The following is a 17,394-nucleotide window of genomic DNA, read 5'->3' on the forward strand; positions in this document are numbered from 1 at the left end:
ATCCGTTGACGTTTTGATTCAGGCTCAGGCGGATCAGGCCCCTGCCCGCTCCATGCCGAGGCGGGCGATGCGGCGCAGCTCGTCGATCGGGGTAAGGCCGCCGCTGCGTTCATAGTGCCAGAAGGTCCAGCCATTGCAGGCGTCCAGCCCCTGCACCTCGGCACCGATTTTGTGGATCGAGCCGGCGCTGTCGCCGATGGCCAGCGTGCCGTCGGCGCGCACTTTCGCCGCCCAGCGCTTCTTGGCGTCGTAGAGCGTCGCGCCCGGGGCCACAAGGCCGTTGTCGATCAGACTGATGAAGGCGACGCGCGGCTCGGCGCGCTTGCCCGAAAGCACGGTGAGATCGGCGCTTTCCAGCGGGCGCACGGCGGCGATGCGCTCATTGGCGGCGTCGATATAGGCCTGCTCGCGCTCGATCCCGACAAAGTGGCGACCAAGGCGCTTGGCGACGGCGCCGGTGGTGCCGGAACCGAAGAAGGGATCGAGCACCACGTCGCCCGGCTTGGTCGAGGCCATCATGATGCGGGCAAGCAAGGCTTCCGGCTTCTGCGTCGGATGCAGCTTGTTGCCGTTCTCGTCCTTCAGCCGCTCGCCGCCGGTGCAGATCGGGAACAGCCAGTCGGAGCGCATCTGCAGATCGTCATTCGACGCCTTCAAGGCCTCGTAATTGAAGGTGTAGCCCTTGGCCTTCTGGTCACGCGAGGCCCAGATCATCGTCTCATGCGCGTTCTGGAAGCGGCGGCCGCGGAAATTCGGCATTGGGTTGGTCTTGCGCCAGACGATGTCATTGAGGATCCAGAAGCCGAGATCCTGCATGCGGGCGCCGACGCGGAAGATGTTGTGATAGGAGCCGATGACCCAGATGGTGCCGCTGGGCTTCAGCACGCGGCGCGCCGCGAGCAGCCAGGCGCGGGTGAAGGCGTCATAGGCCTCGAAACTCTCGAACTGGTCCCACTCGTCGTCAACAGCGTCCACCTTGGACTGGTCGGGCCGGTGCAGGTCGCCGTCGAGCTGCAGATTGTAAGGCGGGTCGGCGAAGATGACGTCGATCGACTTTTCCGGCAGCCGGTCGAGGGCGGCGACGCAATCGCCCTTCAGGATCGTGTCCAGCCATTCGGACTGCTGGGGAGCGTGGGAAAGCTCGTCGAGAAGACGCACGGCAGACATCGAAACACCCAAAAGAACGCGTTACGGTTTTACTCTCCGTTATGGTTACCGATCAGCGTAAACATTCGGTGAAGGCCGCCAGACGGCAGCCGCGGTTTGCGAAGGCCGGCCCATTGGTGTATGCCGCGCCGCTTGAGCCCGTTAGGCCCCTCCCCCAGCGTTTGCGGATTGCGATGCCCCAGCCAGATCTTGTCATTTTCGATTGCGACGGCGTGCTCGTCGATTCCGAAATCATCGCCGCGCGCGTCGATGCCGAGCTTCTGACGTCGGCCGGATTCGAGATTTCGGCCGAGGAGCTTGCCGAGACCTATGCCGGCCTGACCTTCAAGGACATCATGCTGCGGGTCGAGGAGAAGTCGCGGATTCCGCTCCAGGCCTCGCTGATCGACCGCGAGGAAGAACTCGTCGACCGCAAGCTGCGCGCAGACGTGCGCATCATCGACGGCGCCCGCGAGGCGGTCGCCGCCGTAACCGCGCCACGCGCCGTCTGCTCCAATTCGCGCACCGAGCGGGTCGAATTCATGCTGGAGAAGGTGCGGCTGCTGCCGTTCTTCGCCGGCCGTATCTTTTCAGGGCTGGATATACCCAGCAAGAAGACCAAGCCGGCTCCGGACGTGTTCCTCTACGCTGCCGAAAAACTCGGCGCCAACCCGAAGAACACCTTCGTCATCGAGGATTCCGTGCATGGCATTGCCGGCGCCAGGGCGGCCGGCATGCGCGTCATCGGCTTCACCGGCGCCGGGCACAGCTATCCGGGCCACGCCGATGCGCTGACCGAGGCCGGCGCCGAGACGGTCATCCGGCGCTGGGCGGAGCTCAACGGCACGATCGCGGCACTGTCGGAGTGGTCGGAAGACGCCTAGAAACCCAAGGGACCCGGCTACGAGCGCGTCGTCAGCGTCGACAGCTGGTCGGTGTCGTAGCGGTTTCGCAGATCGGCGAGCGCTTTCGGATCCGGCGCACCCTGCGCCGCGAGTTCGGCAAGCTCTTCGAAATAATGCTCGTGACCGGGCGGAGAGACGGTCATCAGCACGCGCGCCGGCTTCTCGCTGACATTCGTGATGTTGTGCGGCATCCCCGGCGGGATGAACAGAAAAGTGCCGGGCGTTGCCCGAATCGTCCTGTCGCCGACATGCCATTCACACTCGCCCTCGAGCAGGTAAAAGGTCTCTTCCTGCACCCGGTGAACATGCCGCCCGGTGGCGAATTCCGGCGGGATCGTCCAGTCGAACATGCTCGTATACCTGGTATTTTCATCGGTAACGAGGAAAGCCATTGGATGTCCACGCAACATGACGCCCTTCTTCTCGTCGGGCATGCGGATGACGGCATCAGCGCTCATATTATCCTCCTCTGACAGGGCGCCTGCTTCTGGCAAGCGTTCGCGCAACATCGGCCGCTCACACTGGAAAGTCGTGAATCCGTTGCCAAAAATTTGCTAAAAGACTCGAATGACAGCCAGGGGCGACGCCTACCAGTTCGGCCCGTTCCGCCTCGATCCTGAGGTGGGCATTCTCTTTTACGGGGCCGAGCCAACCATGCTCGGGCGGCGCGCCGTGGCGCTGCTGCGGCTGCTGATCCAGAATGCGGGCCAACCCGTATCGAAGGACGCGCTGATCGAGGCCGGCTGGGGCGGATCGGCGGTTGCCGACAACAATCTGACGGTTCAGATCGCAGCCTTGCGCCGGACTCTGGCCGACGCGGCGAATGTCGCGAGCTGGATCGAGACGCTGCCGCGCCGCGGCTATCGCTATGTCGGACCGGTCGTCGCCAACAATGTTCGGGATACCTCGGCCGCCGCCCGCGCCGCGTCGGCGCCGAGCTTGCCTGAGAAGCCCTCCGTCGCGGTCCTGCCGTTCTCGAATTTGAGCGGCGACCCGCAGCAGGAGTATTTTGCCGATGGGATGGTCGACGACATCATCACAGGTCTGGCGCGCATCAAATGGCTGTTCGTCATCGCGCGAAACTCGACCGTCAGCTACAAGGGTCGCGCCGTCGACGTGAAGCAGGTCGGCCGCGAGCTTGGCGTTCGCTATGTCCTCGAAGGCAGCGTGCGCAAGGCCGGCGGCAGCGTGCGTGTCGCCGCGCAGATGATCGATGCTTCGACCGGCGCTCATGTCTGGGCCGAGCGCTACGATCGCAGCTCCGAAGACATCTTCGCGCTCCAAGACGAGATCGCACTGGCAGCAGTAGGAGCAATTGCGCCAAGCGTGCGGAAAGCCGAAATCGAACGAGTCAGGCGCAAGCGCCCCGACAGTCTCGACGCCTACGATCTCGTGCTGCAGGCCCAGCCTGACGTGGATTCAGGCATGCCGGAGCAGGTGACCAGGGCGCTGGTGCTGCTCGAGCGTGCGCTCGCGCTCGAACCGGGCTATGCGCTGGCGCACGGCAATGCCGCGATGTGCCATCATTGCCTGTTCCTTCGCGCCGGCTTGCAGGAGATCAACCGTGCCTCTTCGATCCGCCACGCGCGGTCGGCCATCGTTCACGGGCAGGATGATGCGCTCGCCCTCACATGGGCGGGCTTTTCCATCGGAATGGATGCGCATGATCGCGCCGGTGCGTTCGCGGCATTGGAAGCTGCGCTTGCCATCAGCCCGTCATCGGCGCTGACCTACATCCTCGGCAGCGTCATGCTTGGATGGAGCGGTGAAGCGGAGCGCGCGATAGAGTGGAGCGCGCAGGGCGTGCGGCTGAGCCCGTTCGATTCATGGGCATGGGCTGCATTTGATGCGCAGGCGATGAGCCATTTGCTGCGCGGCCGTTACGAAGAGGCTTGCCGTGCTGCCTACAAGTCTGTCCAAGCCAATCCGGCGCATAGTATCCCCTATGTGCAATTGGCCGCCGCGCTGGCCAAGCTTGGCCGATTGGACGAAGCGAGGGCGGCTGCCGCCCGCGTGATCGAGCTTCAGCCCGGCTTTCGCTACAGCCGCCAGTTTGCAGGCGTGAATTGCGCGCCCGCGCTCGCGCAGGCTCTTGGCAGCGCATTACGGGCAGCCGGATTACCTGAGTAGATGACGAACAGCGCGTGTTTCGTTGGCCAGCGAGACGCCGTTGTTTCCTGCCCTTGCTCAGTTCGTCGCCGGAGCGCGCTTCTTCCGCTTGCCTTTCGACTTATCCGCCGAGGCGGCCGGCGTATTCTCGTCATAGCCGGCATAGGCCTGGTAGTCGCGTGCGGTCGGCTCCGGCACCACGACGTTGTTGTCGACGAAGACGAACTGGGTAGCGGCCGACGGGTCGGTAACCTGCACCTGGTACGGATGCAGCTGCGAATAAAGCACCTCGTCGCCGTGCTGAACCGCGATGCGGATCGGCATGGTGATGGTGCCGGGCGCGAACATCGGTCCCGGCACGACCTTGCCGGCGACGGCTATCTTCATCGACATCTGACCATTGGCATGGGTGCAATCGCGCGTCACATCGGTGATCGAGGCCTGGTAGATGATCTTGGACGGATCGTGAGCGGGATCGATGGGCTGGCCGTTGGGGCCGGTCTGGGCGGCCGCGGCTGCTGCCTCGGCCTCGGCTTGCGCCGCGGGGTCAAGCTTCTTTTTCTTGGGCTTGGCCGTTGCGCCCTTGGCATAGGTGTTGAAATAGGCGGTGCCGTCGCGCAGCGTCACTTTCGGGCAATAGGCGCGCAACTGGCTGGCGAGTATCTTGGGATCCTGCGGCGGCGGGGGCGCGGTCGGATCCTTCTTGGTCAAACCAAAGTTAAGAATGCCATTGTCGCTCGATTGGCAGCCGGCGGCGGCAAGCATAAAGCCGGTGAGCGCCAGACCCGCGACAAATCGACGGTTGACCGAATAAAACGCCATGAAACTGCACTTCCCTCTCACAAAGCCGGTGACGTATAGCAACCGCGCGGCAAAAATGCGACTGAGCCGGCTCGGAAAATTAACAATTGCCGTGGATGACGCGACCGGCAGCAATGGGCTTTGACGATGCAATATCTGAGTACCCGCGGGGACGCGCCCGCGCTTGGATTTTCGGACGCGGTGTTGGCCGGCCTCGCGCGCGACGGCGGGCTTTACGTGCCGCGCCAATGGCCGCAGTTTTCGGCCGCCGACATCCGCGCCATGCGCGGGCTTGCCTATCCGGACCTTGCCATCCGCGTCTTGACGCCATTCCTCGGCGGCGAGATCGCTGCTCCCGTCTTCGAGCGGCTGGTGCGCGAAGCCTATGCGACTTTCCGGCATGAGGCCGTCTGCCCGCTGGTGCAGACCGGGAAAAACACCTTCATCCTCGAGCTGTTCCACGGGCCGACGCTGGCCTTCAAGGATGTGGCCATGCAGTTGCTGGCGCGGCTGATGGACCATGTGCTTGCCGAACGCGGCCAGCGCGCCACCATCGTCGGCGCGACCTCGGGCGACACCGGCGGTGCCGCGATCGACGCCTTCGCCGGCCGCGACCGCACCGACATCTTCATCCTCTTCCCGCACGGCAAGGTCTCACCGGTGCAGCAGCGCCAGATGACGACGTCGAGCGCCGCCAACGTCCACGCGCTGTCGGTCGAGGGCAATTTCGACGACTGCCAGGGCCTGGTGAAGGACATGTTCAACGACCACGGCTTTCGCGACCGGGTGTCGCTTTCGGGCGTCAATTCGATCAACTGGGCCCGCATCATGGCCCAGATCGTCTATTATTTCTCGTCAGCATTGTCGCTCGGCGCACCCGACCGGCCGGTCTCCTTCACCGTGCCGACCGGCAATTTCGGCGATATCTTCGCCGGCTACGCCGCCAAGCGGATGGGGCTGCCGATCGAGCGGCTGATCATCGCCACCAACGACAACGACATCCTGGCGCGTACGCTGGCGAGCGGCGAATACCGCACCAAGGGCGTTTTCGCCACGACCTCGCCGTCGATGGACATCCAGGTGTCGTCGAATTTCGAGCGCCTGCTGTTCGAGGCGGCCGGTCGCGATGCCGAGACGGTCAGGCGCTACATGAACGGGCTGAAGCAGTCGGGCGCCTTCACCATTGAGGAAGGCGAGCTCAAGCGAATCCGCGCCGAGTTCGACGCCGGCCGCACGACTGTGGACGAGGTCGCCGCCACCATCCGCACGACGCTGGAGAACAGCAACTACCTGCTCGATCCGCATACGGCGGCGGCCGTTCGTGTCGCGGTCGCCCATGCCTCCGGTCCGGTGCCCATGGTGGTGCTCGGCACCGCGCATCCGGCGAAATTCCCGGCGGCGGTGGAGGCTGCGAGCGGCATCGCCCCTGCCCTGCCCGCATGGCTAGGCGGCTTGATGACAGCCGACGAAAAATACACGATACTTCCATCCGACTTGAAAATGGTGGAAGATTACGTGAGCCGCCACTCGCGGGCGGTGCGTTAGGGAGTACTTGCCATATGGGTGTTGAGGTAAGCCGTCTGTCGAACGGCCTGACAGTCGCCACCGAAACCCTTCCAAGCATCGAATCGGTTGCCCTAGGGGCCTGGGTCAAGTCAGGTGCTCGCAATGAGCGGGATGACGAGCATGGCATGGCCCATCTGCTCGAGCACATGGCGTTCAAGGGCACCAAGCGCCGCAGCGCCTTCGAGATCGCCTCGGAAATCGAGAATGTCGGCGGCGAGATCAATGCCGCCACCAGCGTCGAGACGACCTCCTACTACGCCAGGGTGCTTTCCGACGACGTGCCGCTGGCGGTCGATATCCTGGCCGACATCCTGCAGGAGTCCGAATTCGATCCCGACGAGCTCGAACGCGAGCAGCATGTGATCCTGCAGGAGATCGGCGCCGCGCACGACACGCCTGACGACATCGTCTTCGACCGCTTCACCGAAACGGCCTTCCGCCATCAGACCATCGGTCGCTCGATCCTGGGCACGCCGGAGACGGTCAAATCCTTCACCTCCAAGCAGTTGCACAACTTCATCGAACGACAATATGACGCAGAGCGGATGGTCATCGTGGCCGCCGGCGACGTCAAGCATGACAATTTCGTGCGCGAGGTGGAAAAACAGCTCGGCGGCTTTCGTTCCAAGGCGGCGGGCAATATCCCGCAATATGCGCAATATGTCGGCGGCGACTTCCGCGAGGACCGCGACCTGATGGATGCGCAGATCGTGCTCGGCTTTGAGGGCCGCGCCTATCATGTGCGCGATTTCTACGCCTCGCAGGTGCTGTCGATGATCCTGGGCGGCGGCATGTCGTCGAGGCTGTTCCAGGAGGTGCGCGAGAAGCGCGGCCTCTGCTACTCGGTCTATGCCTTCCACTGGGGATTTTCCGACACCGGCATTTTCGGCGTGCATGCCGCGACCGGGCAGAGCGACATCGCCAAGCTGGTGCCGGTGATCATCGACGAATTGCAGAAGGCCGGCGAGAGCATCCAGCAGGACGAGCTCGACCGGGCGCGCGCGCAATATCGCGCCGGCCTCATCATGTCGGCCGAGAGTCCGGCCAGCCGCGCCTCGCAGATCGCAAGGCAGTTGCTTCTGTTCGGACGGCCGATCGCCAAGGAGGAATTGATGGAGCGGCTTTCAGCGCTGACCATCGAGCGGCTGACCGACCTCTCCTCGCGGCTGTTTTCGACCAAGCCGACGCTCACCGCGGTCGGCCCTGTGGGCACGCTTGCGCCCTACGAGGCGATCCTCGAATCGCTTGCAGGCCCGCAGACGACGGCCCGCCGGCTCGCCGTCTGATCTTCGACCAAAACCGTGTTCGCGCTTCCTTTCTTTCGCCGCGACCTGCCGGCACTGAAGGGCGACAAGGTCACGCTGCGCGTGCCCTTGACCAACGACTACCGCGAATGGTCGGCTGTGCGCGGCGAAAGCCGCGCCTTCCTTGAACCTTGGGAGCCGCGCTGGCAGCCGGACGAGCTCGACCGCACCGCCTGGCGGCTGCGCATCAGCCGCTACCGCGAGGATTACGCGCAAGGCACGGCCATCGCCTTCTTCATCTTCGAAAAATCAAGCGGCAAGCTTGCCGGCGGCATCACGCTGGGCAACATCCGCCACGGCGTCGCGCAGAGCGGCCATATCGGCTACTGGATCGGCGAACGCTTCGGCGGCCGCGGCCTGATGACCGAGGCGGTCAAGCTGGTGTCGCGCTTCGCCTTCGATACGCTCAGGTTGCACCGGATCGAAGCTGCCTGTATTCCCGAAAACGCCCGGTCGATCCGCGTGCTTGAAAAAGCCGGATTCCGGCGCGAAGGACTTCTGCGATCCTATCTCAGGATCAATGGCATCTGGCAGGATCACTACCTCTACGCCCGGATCGCGGACGATCCGCCGGGTGAAGGAACGAAGGGCTGAATGTGACGAATTCTCCGCGATTAGCGTCGCTGTTCGCCCTCATCATCACGGTCGTCGTCGCGCTTTTTTCGGCCATGCCGGCCTTCGCTGTCGAGCCGATCAAGATTGCGCGCGACGACAAGGCGCTGGACCTCTCCGGCGCGGTGCAGATCTACCAAAACCAGGGCGAGAATTTCCAGGTCTCGACCGCGCCCGGGCCCGACGGCATCGTGCGGCGCATCGAGGTGGAGGCCAATGATGCGCGCTCGAGCGGCGACTGGGCCGTCTTCGCGCTCGCCAACTCCACCGACCAGCAGCTCGACCGGCTGATCGTCGCGCCGCATTTCCGCCTGGTGAATTCCGGCATCTTCTGGCCCGACCTCGGCTCGACGCGCATCGCCGCGATCACGCCCAGCGAAGGCTTCGCGCTCGACCGCCAGACAAGCCCCGACGCCGACGTGTTCCGGGTGACGCTGAACCCCGGAACGGTGGTGACGTTCATCGCCGAGCTCGCCTCGCCGAAGCTGCCGCAGGTCTATCTCTGGGAGCCGGATTCCTACAAGGACTCGGTCAATTCCTACACGCTGTTCCGCGGCATCGTCATCGGCATCTCAGGGCTTCTGGCGCTGTTCCTGACCATCCTGTTCGTGGTCAAGGGAACCTCGATGTTCCCGGCGACCGCGGCGCTCGCCTGGGCGGTGCTGGCCTATATCTGCGTCGACTTCGGCTTCCTCAACAAGATTATCGAGATATCGCCCGGCAACGAGCAGATATGGCGGGCCGGCACCGAAGTGGCTCTAGCCGCAACCTTCGTGGTGTTCCTGTTCGCCTATCTCAACCTTAACCGATGGCACGGCCATTTCAGCTACGGCGCGCTGGTGTGGATTCTCGGCCTGCTCTTGATCGCCGGGGTCGCCATCGTCGATCCGGCGGTCGCCGCCGGCATCGCCCGCCTCTCCTTTGCCGCCACCGCGCTCACCGGTCTCGGCCTCATCATCTTCCTCGGCATTCGCGGCTATGACCGCGCCATCATGCTGGTACCCAGCTGGGTAATGGTGCTCCTATGGCTATGCGGGTCGTGGATGGCGATCACCGGCATGCTGGACAACGACATCGCCCAGCCGGCGCTGGGCGGTGGGCTGATCCTGATCATCCTCTTGATCGGCTTCACCGTCATGCAGCACGCCTTTGCCGGCGGCGCGCTGCACCAGGGCCTGTTCTCCGACCTAGAGCGGCAGGCGCTGGCCGTCGCCGGCTCCGGCGACATCGTGTGGGACTGGGACGTGCTGCGCGACCGGGTGGTGACCAAGCCGGACATCAGCCTGCAGCTCGGCCTTGCGCCTAACAGCCTTGGGGGTGCTGCCCGCAACTGGCTGCCGGTGCTGCATGCCGACGACCGCGACACCTTCCGCACCACGCTCGACGTGGTGCTGGAGCATCGCCGCGGCAAGGTGGCGCAGAATTTCCGCCTTCGCGGCGCGGACGGCCACTATCACTGGTTCTCGCTGCGCGCCCGCCCGGTTATCGGCTCCGACGGCGAGGTGATCCGCTGCGTCGGCACCATGGTCGACGTGACCGAACAGAAGAAATCCGAGGAAAGACTGCTGCACGATGCCGTGCACGACAATTTGACCGGCCTGCCGAACCGCGAATTGTTCATGAACCGGCTGGAGGCGATCATCTCGATCGCCCGCACCGAGGAGAAGGTGCGCCCGACGGTCTTCATCATCGATATCGATCGCTTCAAGCAGGTCAATGACGGTCTGGGCATTTCCGCCGGCGACACAATTCTGCTCACTGTCGCGCGCCGGCTGCACCGGCTGCTCAAGCCGAAGGATTCGCTGTCGCGCTTTGCCGGCGACCAGTTCGCGCTGATGCTGCTTTCAGAGCAGGACCCGGCCCGCATCGCGGCGATCGCCGATGCCATCAAGCATGCGATCAATAATCCGATCACCTTCGCCAAGCGCGAGATCGTGCTGACCGCCTCGATCGGCCTGATCACCTGGACGACGGCGCAGACTTCGGCCGAGGATATGGTCAAGGACGCCGAGCTTGCCATGCACCAGGCCAAGCGCTTCGGCGGCGACCGGATCGAGCCGTTCCGGCCGGCCTTCCGCACAGTCGGTACCGACCGGCTGCAATTCGAATCCGACCTTCGCCGCGCCATCGAGCGGCGCGAGTTCACACTTGCCTACCAGCCGATCGTGCGGCTGGAGGATGGCAGCGTCGCCGGCTTCGAGGCGCTGCTGAGATGGGACCATCCGCGCCGCGGCATGATCCCGCCGGGGGACTTCATCCCGGTCGCCGAGAATTGCGGGCTGATCGTGCAGCTCGGCCTGTTCGCCATGCAGCAGGCGGCCGAGGACCTGGCGAGCTGGCAAAAGCAGATCGGCGACGCACCGCTCTCGGTCTCGGTCAACCTGTCCAGCCGCCAGCTCATCCGCCGCGATCTGGTCAGCGACGTCCGCTCCGTCATCGCGCGCGCCAATCTGAAACCTCGCTGCTTCCGGCTCGAGCTCACCGAATCCCTGGTGATGGACAATCCCGAGCAGACCGCGCATGTGCTGACCAAGCTGAAGCAGCTCGGCATCGGACTGTCGCTCGACGATTTCGGCACCGGCTATTCCTCGCTCTCCTATCTGACGCGCTTTCCCTTTGACACCATCAAGATCGACAAGAGCTTCGTCGACGACTCGACGCCGAAGCGCGCCGTGCTGCTCAAATCCATGGTCAATATGGCGCATGAGCTCGGGCTTTCGGTCGTGGCGGAAGGCATCTCGGATGAAAGCGACGCGCTGGAGCTGCGCCAGATGGGCTGCGAATATGTCCAGAGCTTCATGTTCGGCGCGCCGATGCCCGGCGACCAGGTGCTGAAGACGCTGAGGGAGCAGTATCCGCTGACCCAGGCTTAGAGACCGTTTGGAAACTATACTCCTGCGGCCATTCTGGCGGCGCTTTCTGCGCTTCCGGTGCTCACGTGCGTTAAGCACGCTCCGCTCCGGTTCTCGAAATCACCACCATATGACTCGCGTGAGCGAGTTTCGAAACGGCCTCTGCGTCTGCTCGGTACGGTAGGCTAGGCATGCCCGGCGGCGGCGCTCAGATGGGCGAGGTCGATGCCGATCGAGGCGAGGATGCGGTCGTATTTGCGCTCGATGTCGGTGTCGAAGAGAAGCTCGGGCGTCGCCGGACAGGTGAGCCAGCCATTCTCGGCAATCTCGGTTTCGAGCTGGCCGGCGCCCCAGCCGGAATAGCCGAGCGCCATCAGCGCATGGCGCGGGCCGCGCCCCGTGGAGATGGCGCGCAATATGTCGACGGTCGCGGTCAGGCAGATATCGTCGGAGACGTTGAGCGAGGACTCCACGCGATAGTCGCCGGAATGCAGCACGAAGCCGCGGCTGCGGTCGACCGGCCCGCCATTGCGCACGACGAAGTCGCGCGTATGCGCCGGCAGGCGGATCGCTTCCTGCTCGTTCATGATGCCGAGCTGCACGAGCAGGTCCGGAAACAGCATCTGCTGCGTCTGGTTGATGATCAGGCCCATCGCGCCCTCGTCGCTATGGGCGCAGACGTAGATGACGGAGCGCGCGAAACGGTCGTCCTTCATGCCCGGCATGGCAATCAGGAACTGATCGTCGAGGAAGCCGCGGCCGGCGGCCGCCTTCTTGTGGCGCAGCAAGTCCATGGCTTGAGCGTAACGCGTTTCGGCAGCGCCGAAAAGATGGTGCCGGTCCCCGATGTCACGCAAATATGATACCGGGAAGGTGACGAAGTCATTGCGCGGCCAAGAACGGACGGTCAAATCACCGCTATGCGATATATGAAAATACTGGTTCTCGGCGTCGTTTTGGGCTGGGCTGCAAGCCTCCCGGCCGAGGCCTCCTCTTCGAACTGGTACAACAGTGAAGGCGGCAAGGTTCGGCTGGTGACCACCGGCAAGCCCGACGAGGCCGGCAAGATCCACGGCGTGCTCGATATCGCGTTGAAGCCCGGCTGGAAGACCTATTGGCGCGATCCGGGGGATGCCGGCGTGCCGCCGCAGCTCGATATATCCGGCAGCACCAACATCGCCGACGCGCAATTGTCATTCCCGCCGCCGCAGCGGCATGACGACGGCTACGGCAAATGGGCAGGCTATGATCGTCCGGTGTCGCTGCCGGTGACATTTACGGTGTCTTCGCCCGGCCAACCGGCGACCATCGACGCCCATGTCTTCCTCGGCATCTGCGAGACGATCTGCATTCCGGTGCAGACCCGGCTCAGCGTCGATCCCGGCTCCGATCCGGATAACGCGACCGACGCCGCACTGGTGAAAACCGCGCTTGCGACGCTGCCCTCCCCGGCCCGGTCCGATTTCGGCGTCAGCGTGCTGCCCGGCGACCACGAAACCCTTGTCGTCCAGGCGCAGTCGCCCGGCGATCCGCAATCCGTCGACTTCTTCATCGCCGGCGAGCGCGACTACATGTTCGGCGCGCCTGTGCGCAGCCAGAGGGACGGCAAACTCGTCTTCACCGTGCCGATCCTCGACCGACCGTCGGCGACGCCGACCGATGGCGGGCTGTATTACACGCTGACCAGCGCCGAGGGTTCGGTCGACGGGCTGCTGCCTTTCCCTTGATCCAGGGTTGTGAAGAGGTTGCCGGAGCCCGCGCAGTCCGATATCGAAGGCATCGATCCTTCCCATCTCCAAGCGAGGAACTCATGACCATTTCGGTTGGCGAAAAACTGCCCGCGTCGAGCTTCAAGGTGATGACGGCCGACGGCGCTAAGCCGATCACCGGCGATGAGATCTTCGCCGGCAAGAAGGTGGTGCTGTTCGGCGTCCCCGGCGCCTTCACGCCGACCTGCAGCAACAACCACCTGCCGGGCTATCTGGAGAACCATGACGCCGTTCTTTCGCGCGGAGTCGACACGATCGCCGTCGTCTCGGTCAACGACGTGCATGTCATGGGCGCCTGGGCGCGGTTCACCGGCGGCGAAGGCAAGATCCTCTATCTCGCCGACGGCAGCGGCGATTTTGCCAAATCGGTGGGGCTCGACAACGATCTTTCCGCAGCAGGTATGGGACTGCGTTCGAAGCGCTTTTCGATGATCGTCGACGACGGCAAGGTCGTGGCGCTCAATGTCGAGACCAAGCCGGGCGTCGACGAGAGCGGCGCGGCGAAAATCCTCGAGCAGCTCTAGATCAGAATGAGGTTTCGTTGACCCGCATGATCTTGTCCGAAAACCGGTTCCACTTTTGCGTTCGCTGACCTTCGGTTCGGGATCGTGCTTTTTGTTGGAGCATGATCTTGTCTGAAAACCGGTTCCCACTTTTCAGGATCGTGCTCTGATGCTCGACACCGTCTGGCGCGCAGTGGCGATCGGCATCGGCGCCACGGTGTTCATGGATATCTGGGCGATCTTCCTCAACAAGACGATCGGCCAGCCATTGCCCAACTGGGGCATGGTTGGACGCTGGGTGCGGCATCTGCCTGAAAGGGTCTTTCACGACGATATCGGCAAGGCGGCGCCCTATGCGCATGAAAAGGCGCTCGGCTGGGCATTCCACTACCTCGTCGGCATTCTCTACGGCGTGATCCTTGTCGTGCTCGCCGGCGCGGGCTGGCTGGCGGCGCCGACATTCCTGCCGGCCTTCATCCTCGGCATCGTCACGGTCGGGGCGGGCTGGTTCCTGCTGGCGCCTGGCATGGGCGCCGGATGGGCGGCATCCAAGCTCCCCAACCCGACCAAGGTTCGCGCGCTAAACCTCATAGCGCACACAGTGTTCGCGCTCGGCATGTTCTCGACGGCGCTGCTGATCCGCTGACGATCAAATGCCGTCATGCGGCGCCAGTTCGTCGATGGGGCGCCAGCCGTGCCGGATGCGGCGAGCCTCAATGTCATAGGGGAAGTAGTTGCCGCCGCCCGCCGGCTGATCCGCGACACGACTGATCTCGCGGCCATCGAGCAGAAGCAGCAAAAGCGTGCCCACGCCGCCATGGCCAACGAAAGCGACGTTTCCAGCATCATTGGTGGCGAGCACTGCATCGACTTCGCTCGCAATACGACGCTGAGCGTCGATCGCGCGCTCCCAGCCCCGAATGCTGACGTCTGGGTTGGCGAAGAATTGGTCAGCGACGGCTTCGAATTCCGGCGGCGGCAGGAAGCCGGTCGCCGAGCGGTCGTTCTCATGCATCCGCTCCCTTATCTCGACCGGAAGATGAAGATGGTCCGCCAGAATTTTCGCGGTTTCAACGGCCTTGCGTTCGCCCGACGAAACCACGCGCCGGATCGAGCCAACCCAAGGCTGATCGAGCAGCGCAACGGCCCTTGCCCGGCCGACGTCCGACAGGCCCCATTCCGGCACCGGCACGTTGGCATCGATGCGGACCTGGGGATGGGTGATGTAATAGGCTAAGGGCACGGTTGACGTCCTCCCGCCTTCGGCCGGCCTGGCTGCAGGCCTAGTAGCTCTGGGTCGAGCGTCGCGCCTTCGCAACCGCTGGCCGCTTCGGCTGCGCTGCGGGCTGCGCCGCCACGCCAGGTTTCACCGGGCCTCTCTTGAACGGCGCCATGCCTTGCCGGGCCAGTTCGTCGGCGCGCTCGTTCTCCGGGTGGCCGGCATGACCTCTCACCCAATGCCAGATGACCTTGTGGCGCCTGTTGGCTTCGTCGAGCGCCAGCCAGAGCTCGCCATTCTTGACCGGCTTCCTGTCGCCGGTCTTCCAGCCGTTCTTCTTCCAGCCATGGATCCATTTGGAGATGCCGTCCATGACGTATTTGCTGTCGGTGTAGAGATCGACCGCACAAGGCTCCTTCAGCGCATTGAGCGCGGTGATGGCGGCGAGCAGCTCCATGCGGTTGTTGGTGGTCTCCGCCTCGCCGCCAGACAGTTCTTTGGTGACGCCGTTGTAGCGCAGGACCGCGCCCCAGCCGCCAGGCCCGGGATTGCCCGAGCAGGCGCCGTCAGTGAATATCTCGATCTTTTTGTTCATGTCAGCCCATATTCGGATGGCGACCTGATGGCGCGATGGAAGCGCATGCGGCGGATATATTCGGTCGGATCGCGCTTCATCACCAGCCCGCCATCCGGAATGGTCAGCCAGTCATAGAGGCGGGTCAGCATGAAGCGCAGCGCCGAGCCGCGCGCCAGCATCGGCAGCGCCGCCTTCTCGTCGCCCGAGAGCGGCCGCACCGACTGATAGCCAGCCAGCAGCGCCGTGCCCTTGGTCAAGTTGAAGGAAAAATCCTTCTCGAAGCACCAGGCGTTGAGGCAGGTGGCGACATCATAGGCATAGAGGTCGTCGCAGGCGAAATAGAAGTCGATCAGCCCCGACAGTTTCTCGCCGAGGAAGAAGACATTGTCCGGGAACAGATCGGCATGAATGATGCCCTTCGGCAGGCCGGTGGGCCAGTTGCGCTCGAAATCGACGAAATCGGCATCGACCTCGGCCGCCAAGCCGGGCTCGACCTCGTCGGCGCGCTCGCGCGAGGCCGCCCAGAGCTTGCGCCAGCCGTCGATCGCCAGCGCGTTCGGCCTTCGCATCTGAAAATCCTGGCCGGCAAGATGCAGGCCGGCGAGCGCCTTGCCGACCTCGCCACAATGCGCGGCGGTTGGCCGCCTGAGCGACAGGCCTTCGAGGAAGGTGATGATGACGGCGGGCCGGCCGGCGAGCGTGCCGATGACGGTGCCGTCATGCGCGGTGACCGGCAGCGGGCAGGAAATGCCCTTCCTGGCGAGATGGCCCATCAGGCCGAGAAAGAACGGCAGGTCGTCTTTGTCGACACGCTTCTCGTAGAGCGTCAGGATGTAGGAGCCGGTCGAGGCGTGAACCAGGAAATTGGAATTCTCGGTACCTTCGGCGATGCCCTTGTAGGAGAGCAACTCGCCCACTGGATAGGCTTTGAGGAACGCGGTCAGCTCGCCTTCGTTGACGTCGGTGTAGACGGCCATCCGGTTTCACGCCGCTCCATTGACGAAGGCCATGTCGGCCGCCGTCAGTTCGACATCACGCAAAACCCGCATCACCGGAAAATCCTCCGTTTCCGTGGCCGTGATGGCCAGATCGATGGTGACGTCGAAGCGCTGCCGGAACGCGTCGATGATCTCGTCGACGATGATCTCCGGCGCCGAGGCCCCGGCCGACAGGCCGAGCGTCCTGATCCCGGCGATCTCATCCCACGGAATTTCGGCGGCGCGCTGCACGAGAAGCGACATCGTGGCGCCGGCGCGCTCCGCCACTTCGACAAGGCGGCGCGAATTGGACGAATTGGGAGCGCCGACGATAAGGAAAAGATCGGCCCCCGCCGCCGTTTCTTTCACCGCTTCCTGGCGGTTGGTGGTGGCGTAGCAGATCGATTCGGCCGCGGCCGCGTGCAGTTCGGGAAACCTCTCCTGGAGCGCCCGAATAATGCCGGCGGTGTCCTCGACCGATAAGGTCGTCTGGGTGACGAAGCCCAATGCCGAAGCGTCGACGGGCACGAAGCGCGCGGCGTCGGCCTCGGTCTCGATCAGCGTCACGGCGCCTTCCGGCAATTGGCCCATCGTGCCGATCACCTCCGGGTGCCCGGCGTGGCCGATCAGGAGCACATGACGGCCGAGCCGCTGGTGGCGCATCGCCTGCTTGTGCACCTTGGAGACGAGCGGGCATGTGGCGTCGAGATAGAAGAGATTGCGCGCCTCGGCATCCGCCGGCACCGATTTCGGCACGCCATGCGCGGAAAAGACCACGGGCGACTGGCGATGCTCCGGCGGAATCTCGGACAGTTCCTCGATGAAGACGGCGCCGAGGCTCTGCAGCCCTTCTACGACGTAGCGGTTGTGTACGATCTCGTGGCGGACATAGACCGGAGCGCCGTATTTCTTCAGCGCCAGCACGACGATCTGGATGGCGCGGTCGACGCCGGCACAAAAGCCGCGTGGCTGGCAAAGCCTGATCGTCAGCGGTGGTTTTTTCTCGGTCATGAATGCGGAGCCGGTTCAGTCCGAATCAAGAGCATGATGCCGA

At 64.0% G+C, this 17,394-nt stretch carries 17 protein-coding genes; 9 read left to right on the top strand and 8 right to left on the bottom strand.

Annotation, left to right across the window (positions count from 1 at the left end; translation table 11 throughout):
- Positions 1-33: 33 nt before the first annotated feature.
- Positions 34-1,167, bottom strand: coding sequence for a site-specific DNA-methyltransferase (locus tag O7A05_RS18915; RefSeq protein ID WP_337094507.1), 1,134 nt, complete (start codon positions 1,165-1,167; stop codon positions 34-36).
- 173 nt (positions 1,168-1,340) lie between these two features.
- On the opposite strand from O7A05_RS18915, the gene O7A05_RS18920 reads away from it, so the two are divergent.
- Positions 1,341-2,030: an HAD family hydrolase gene (locus O7A05_RS18920; protein ID WP_337094508.1), complete on the top strand. Its 690-nt coding sequence runs from the start codon at positions 1,341-1,343 to the stop codon at positions 2,028-2,030.
- A 17-nt stretch (positions 2,031-2,047) separates the two neighbouring features.
- Here O7A05_RS18920 and O7A05_RS18925 read toward each other — a convergent pair whose 3' ends face one another.
- Positions 2,048-2,509, bottom strand: coding sequence for a cupin domain-containing protein (locus O7A05_RS18925; RefSeq protein ID WP_337094601.1), 462 nt, complete (start codon positions 2,507-2,509; stop codon positions 2,048-2,050).
- A 109-nt stretch (positions 2,510-2,618) separates the two neighbouring features.
- On the opposite strand from O7A05_RS18925, the gene O7A05_RS18930 reads away from it, so the two are divergent.
- Positions 2,619-4,181: a winged helix-turn-helix domain-containing tetratricopeptide repeat protein gene (locus O7A05_RS18930; RefSeq protein WP_337094509.1), complete on the top strand. Its 1,563-nt coding sequence runs from the start codon at positions 2,619-2,621 to the stop codon at positions 4,179-4,181.
- Positions 4,182-4,238: 57 nt separating this feature from the next.
- Here O7A05_RS18930 and O7A05_RS18935 read toward each other — a convergent pair whose 3' ends face one another.
- Positions 4,239-4,982 carry a hypothetical protein gene (locus tag O7A05_RS18935; RefSeq protein ID WP_337094510.1) on the bottom strand — a complete coding sequence of 248 codons (744 nt, stop codon included), beginning with the start codon at positions 4,980-4,982 and terminating at the stop codon, positions 4,239-4,241.
- Positions 4,983-5,108: 126 nt separating this feature from the next.
- Between O7A05_RS18935 and thrC the strand changes: the two genes are divergently transcribed.
- From thrC to O7A05_RS18955, 4 genes are read left to right on the top strand one after another with little or no spacing between them, the layout of a single operon-like run.
- The gene (thrC, locus tag O7A05_RS18940; RefSeq protein ID WP_337094511.1) at positions 5,109-6,506 is read left to right on the top strand and encodes a threonine synthase; all 1,398 of its coding nucleotides are present in this window, start codon (positions 5,109-5,111) and stop codon (positions 6,504-6,506) included.
- Between the two features lie 14 nt (positions 6,507-6,520).
- Positions 6,521-7,813: a M16 family metallopeptidase gene (locus O7A05_RS18945; protein WP_224515438.1), complete on the top strand. Its 1,293-nt coding sequence runs from the start codon at positions 6,521-6,523 to the stop codon at positions 7,811-7,813.
- Positions 7,814-7,828: 15 nt separating this feature from the next.
- Positions 7,829-8,425: a GNAT family N-acetyltransferase gene (locus tag O7A05_RS18950; RefSeq protein WP_224515435.1), complete on the top strand. Its 597-nt coding sequence runs from the start codon at positions 7,829-7,831 to the stop codon at positions 8,423-8,425.
- A gap of 2 nt (positions 8,426-8,427) precedes the next feature.
- Entirely contained in the window at positions 8,428-11,316 is a 2,889-nt protein-coding gene (locus O7A05_RS18955; protein ID WP_337094513.1) for an EAL domain-containing protein, read from the top strand.
- 164 nt (positions 11,317-11,480) lie between these two features.
- On the opposite strand, the gene O7A05_RS18960 is transcribed toward O7A05_RS18955, so the two are convergent.
- Positions 11,481-12,089: a YqgE/AlgH family protein gene (locus O7A05_RS18960; RefSeq protein ID WP_140748798.1), complete on the bottom strand. Its 609-nt coding sequence runs from the start codon at positions 12,087-12,089 to the stop codon at positions 11,481-11,483.
- Between the two features lie 126 nt (positions 12,090-12,215).
- On the opposite strand from O7A05_RS18960, the gene O7A05_RS18965 reads away from it, so the two are divergent.
- The 3 genes from O7A05_RS18965 (at position 12,216) to O7A05_RS18975 (ending at position 14,213) form a co-directional block, all read left to right on the top strand.
- Complete coding sequence (locus O7A05_RS18965) at positions 12,216-13,022, top strand: protein-disulfide reductase DsbD domain-containing protein (RefSeq protein ID WP_337094514.1); 807 nt, start codon at positions 12,216-12,218, stop codon at positions 13,020-13,022.
- Positions 13,023-13,105: 83 nt separating this feature from the next.
- Entirely contained in the window at positions 13,106-13,588 is a 483-nt protein-coding gene (locus O7A05_RS18970; RefSeq protein WP_337094515.1) for a peroxiredoxin, read from the top strand.
- Between the two features lie 148 nt (positions 13,589-13,736).
- Positions 13,737-14,213, top strand: coding sequence for a DUF2938 domain-containing protein (locus tag O7A05_RS18975; RefSeq protein WP_337094517.1), 477 nt, complete (start codon positions 13,737-13,739; stop codon positions 14,211-14,213).
- 3 nt (positions 14,214-14,216) lie between these two features.
- Here O7A05_RS18975 and O7A05_RS18980 read toward each other — a convergent pair whose 3' ends face one another.
- Genes O7A05_RS18980 through ispH form a run of 4 tightly spaced genes read right to left on the bottom strand, consistent with a single transcriptional unit; the run spans position 14,217 to position 17,351 of the window.
- Positions 14,217-14,810, bottom strand: a complete 594-nt coding sequence (locus O7A05_RS18980) for a histidine phosphatase family protein (protein ID WP_337094518.1) — start codon at positions 14,808-14,810, stop codon at positions 14,217-14,219.
- Positions 14,811-14,850: 40 nt separating this feature from the next.
- Complete coding sequence (gene rnhA, locus O7A05_RS18985) at positions 14,851-15,381, bottom strand: ribonuclease HI (protein WP_337094520.1); 531 nt, start codon at positions 15,379-15,381, stop codon at positions 14,851-14,853.
- Positions 15,378-16,340 (bottom strand): homoserine kinase, encoded by a 963-nt coding sequence (locus tag O7A05_RS18990; RefSeq protein ID WP_337094521.1) that lies wholly within the window; start codon positions 16,338-16,340, stop codon positions 15,378-15,380. Before O7A05_RS18990 ends, rnhA begins: the two co-directional genes overlap by 4 nt.
- 6 nt (positions 16,341-16,346) lie before the next feature.
- Entirely contained in the window at positions 16,347-17,351 is a 1,005-nt protein-coding gene (gene ispH, locus O7A05_RS18995; RefSeq protein ID WP_041005149.1) for a 4-hydroxy-3-methylbut-2-enyl diphosphate reductase, read from the bottom strand.
- Positions 17,352-17,394: the final 43 nt, after the last annotated feature.

Origin of the sequence: Mesorhizobium argentiipisi (SeqCode) (assembly GCF_037179585.1) — a bacterium.
Lineage (GTDB): Bacteria > Pseudomonadota > Alphaproteobacteria > Rhizobiales > Rhizobiaceae > Mesorhizobium > Mesorhizobium argentiipisi.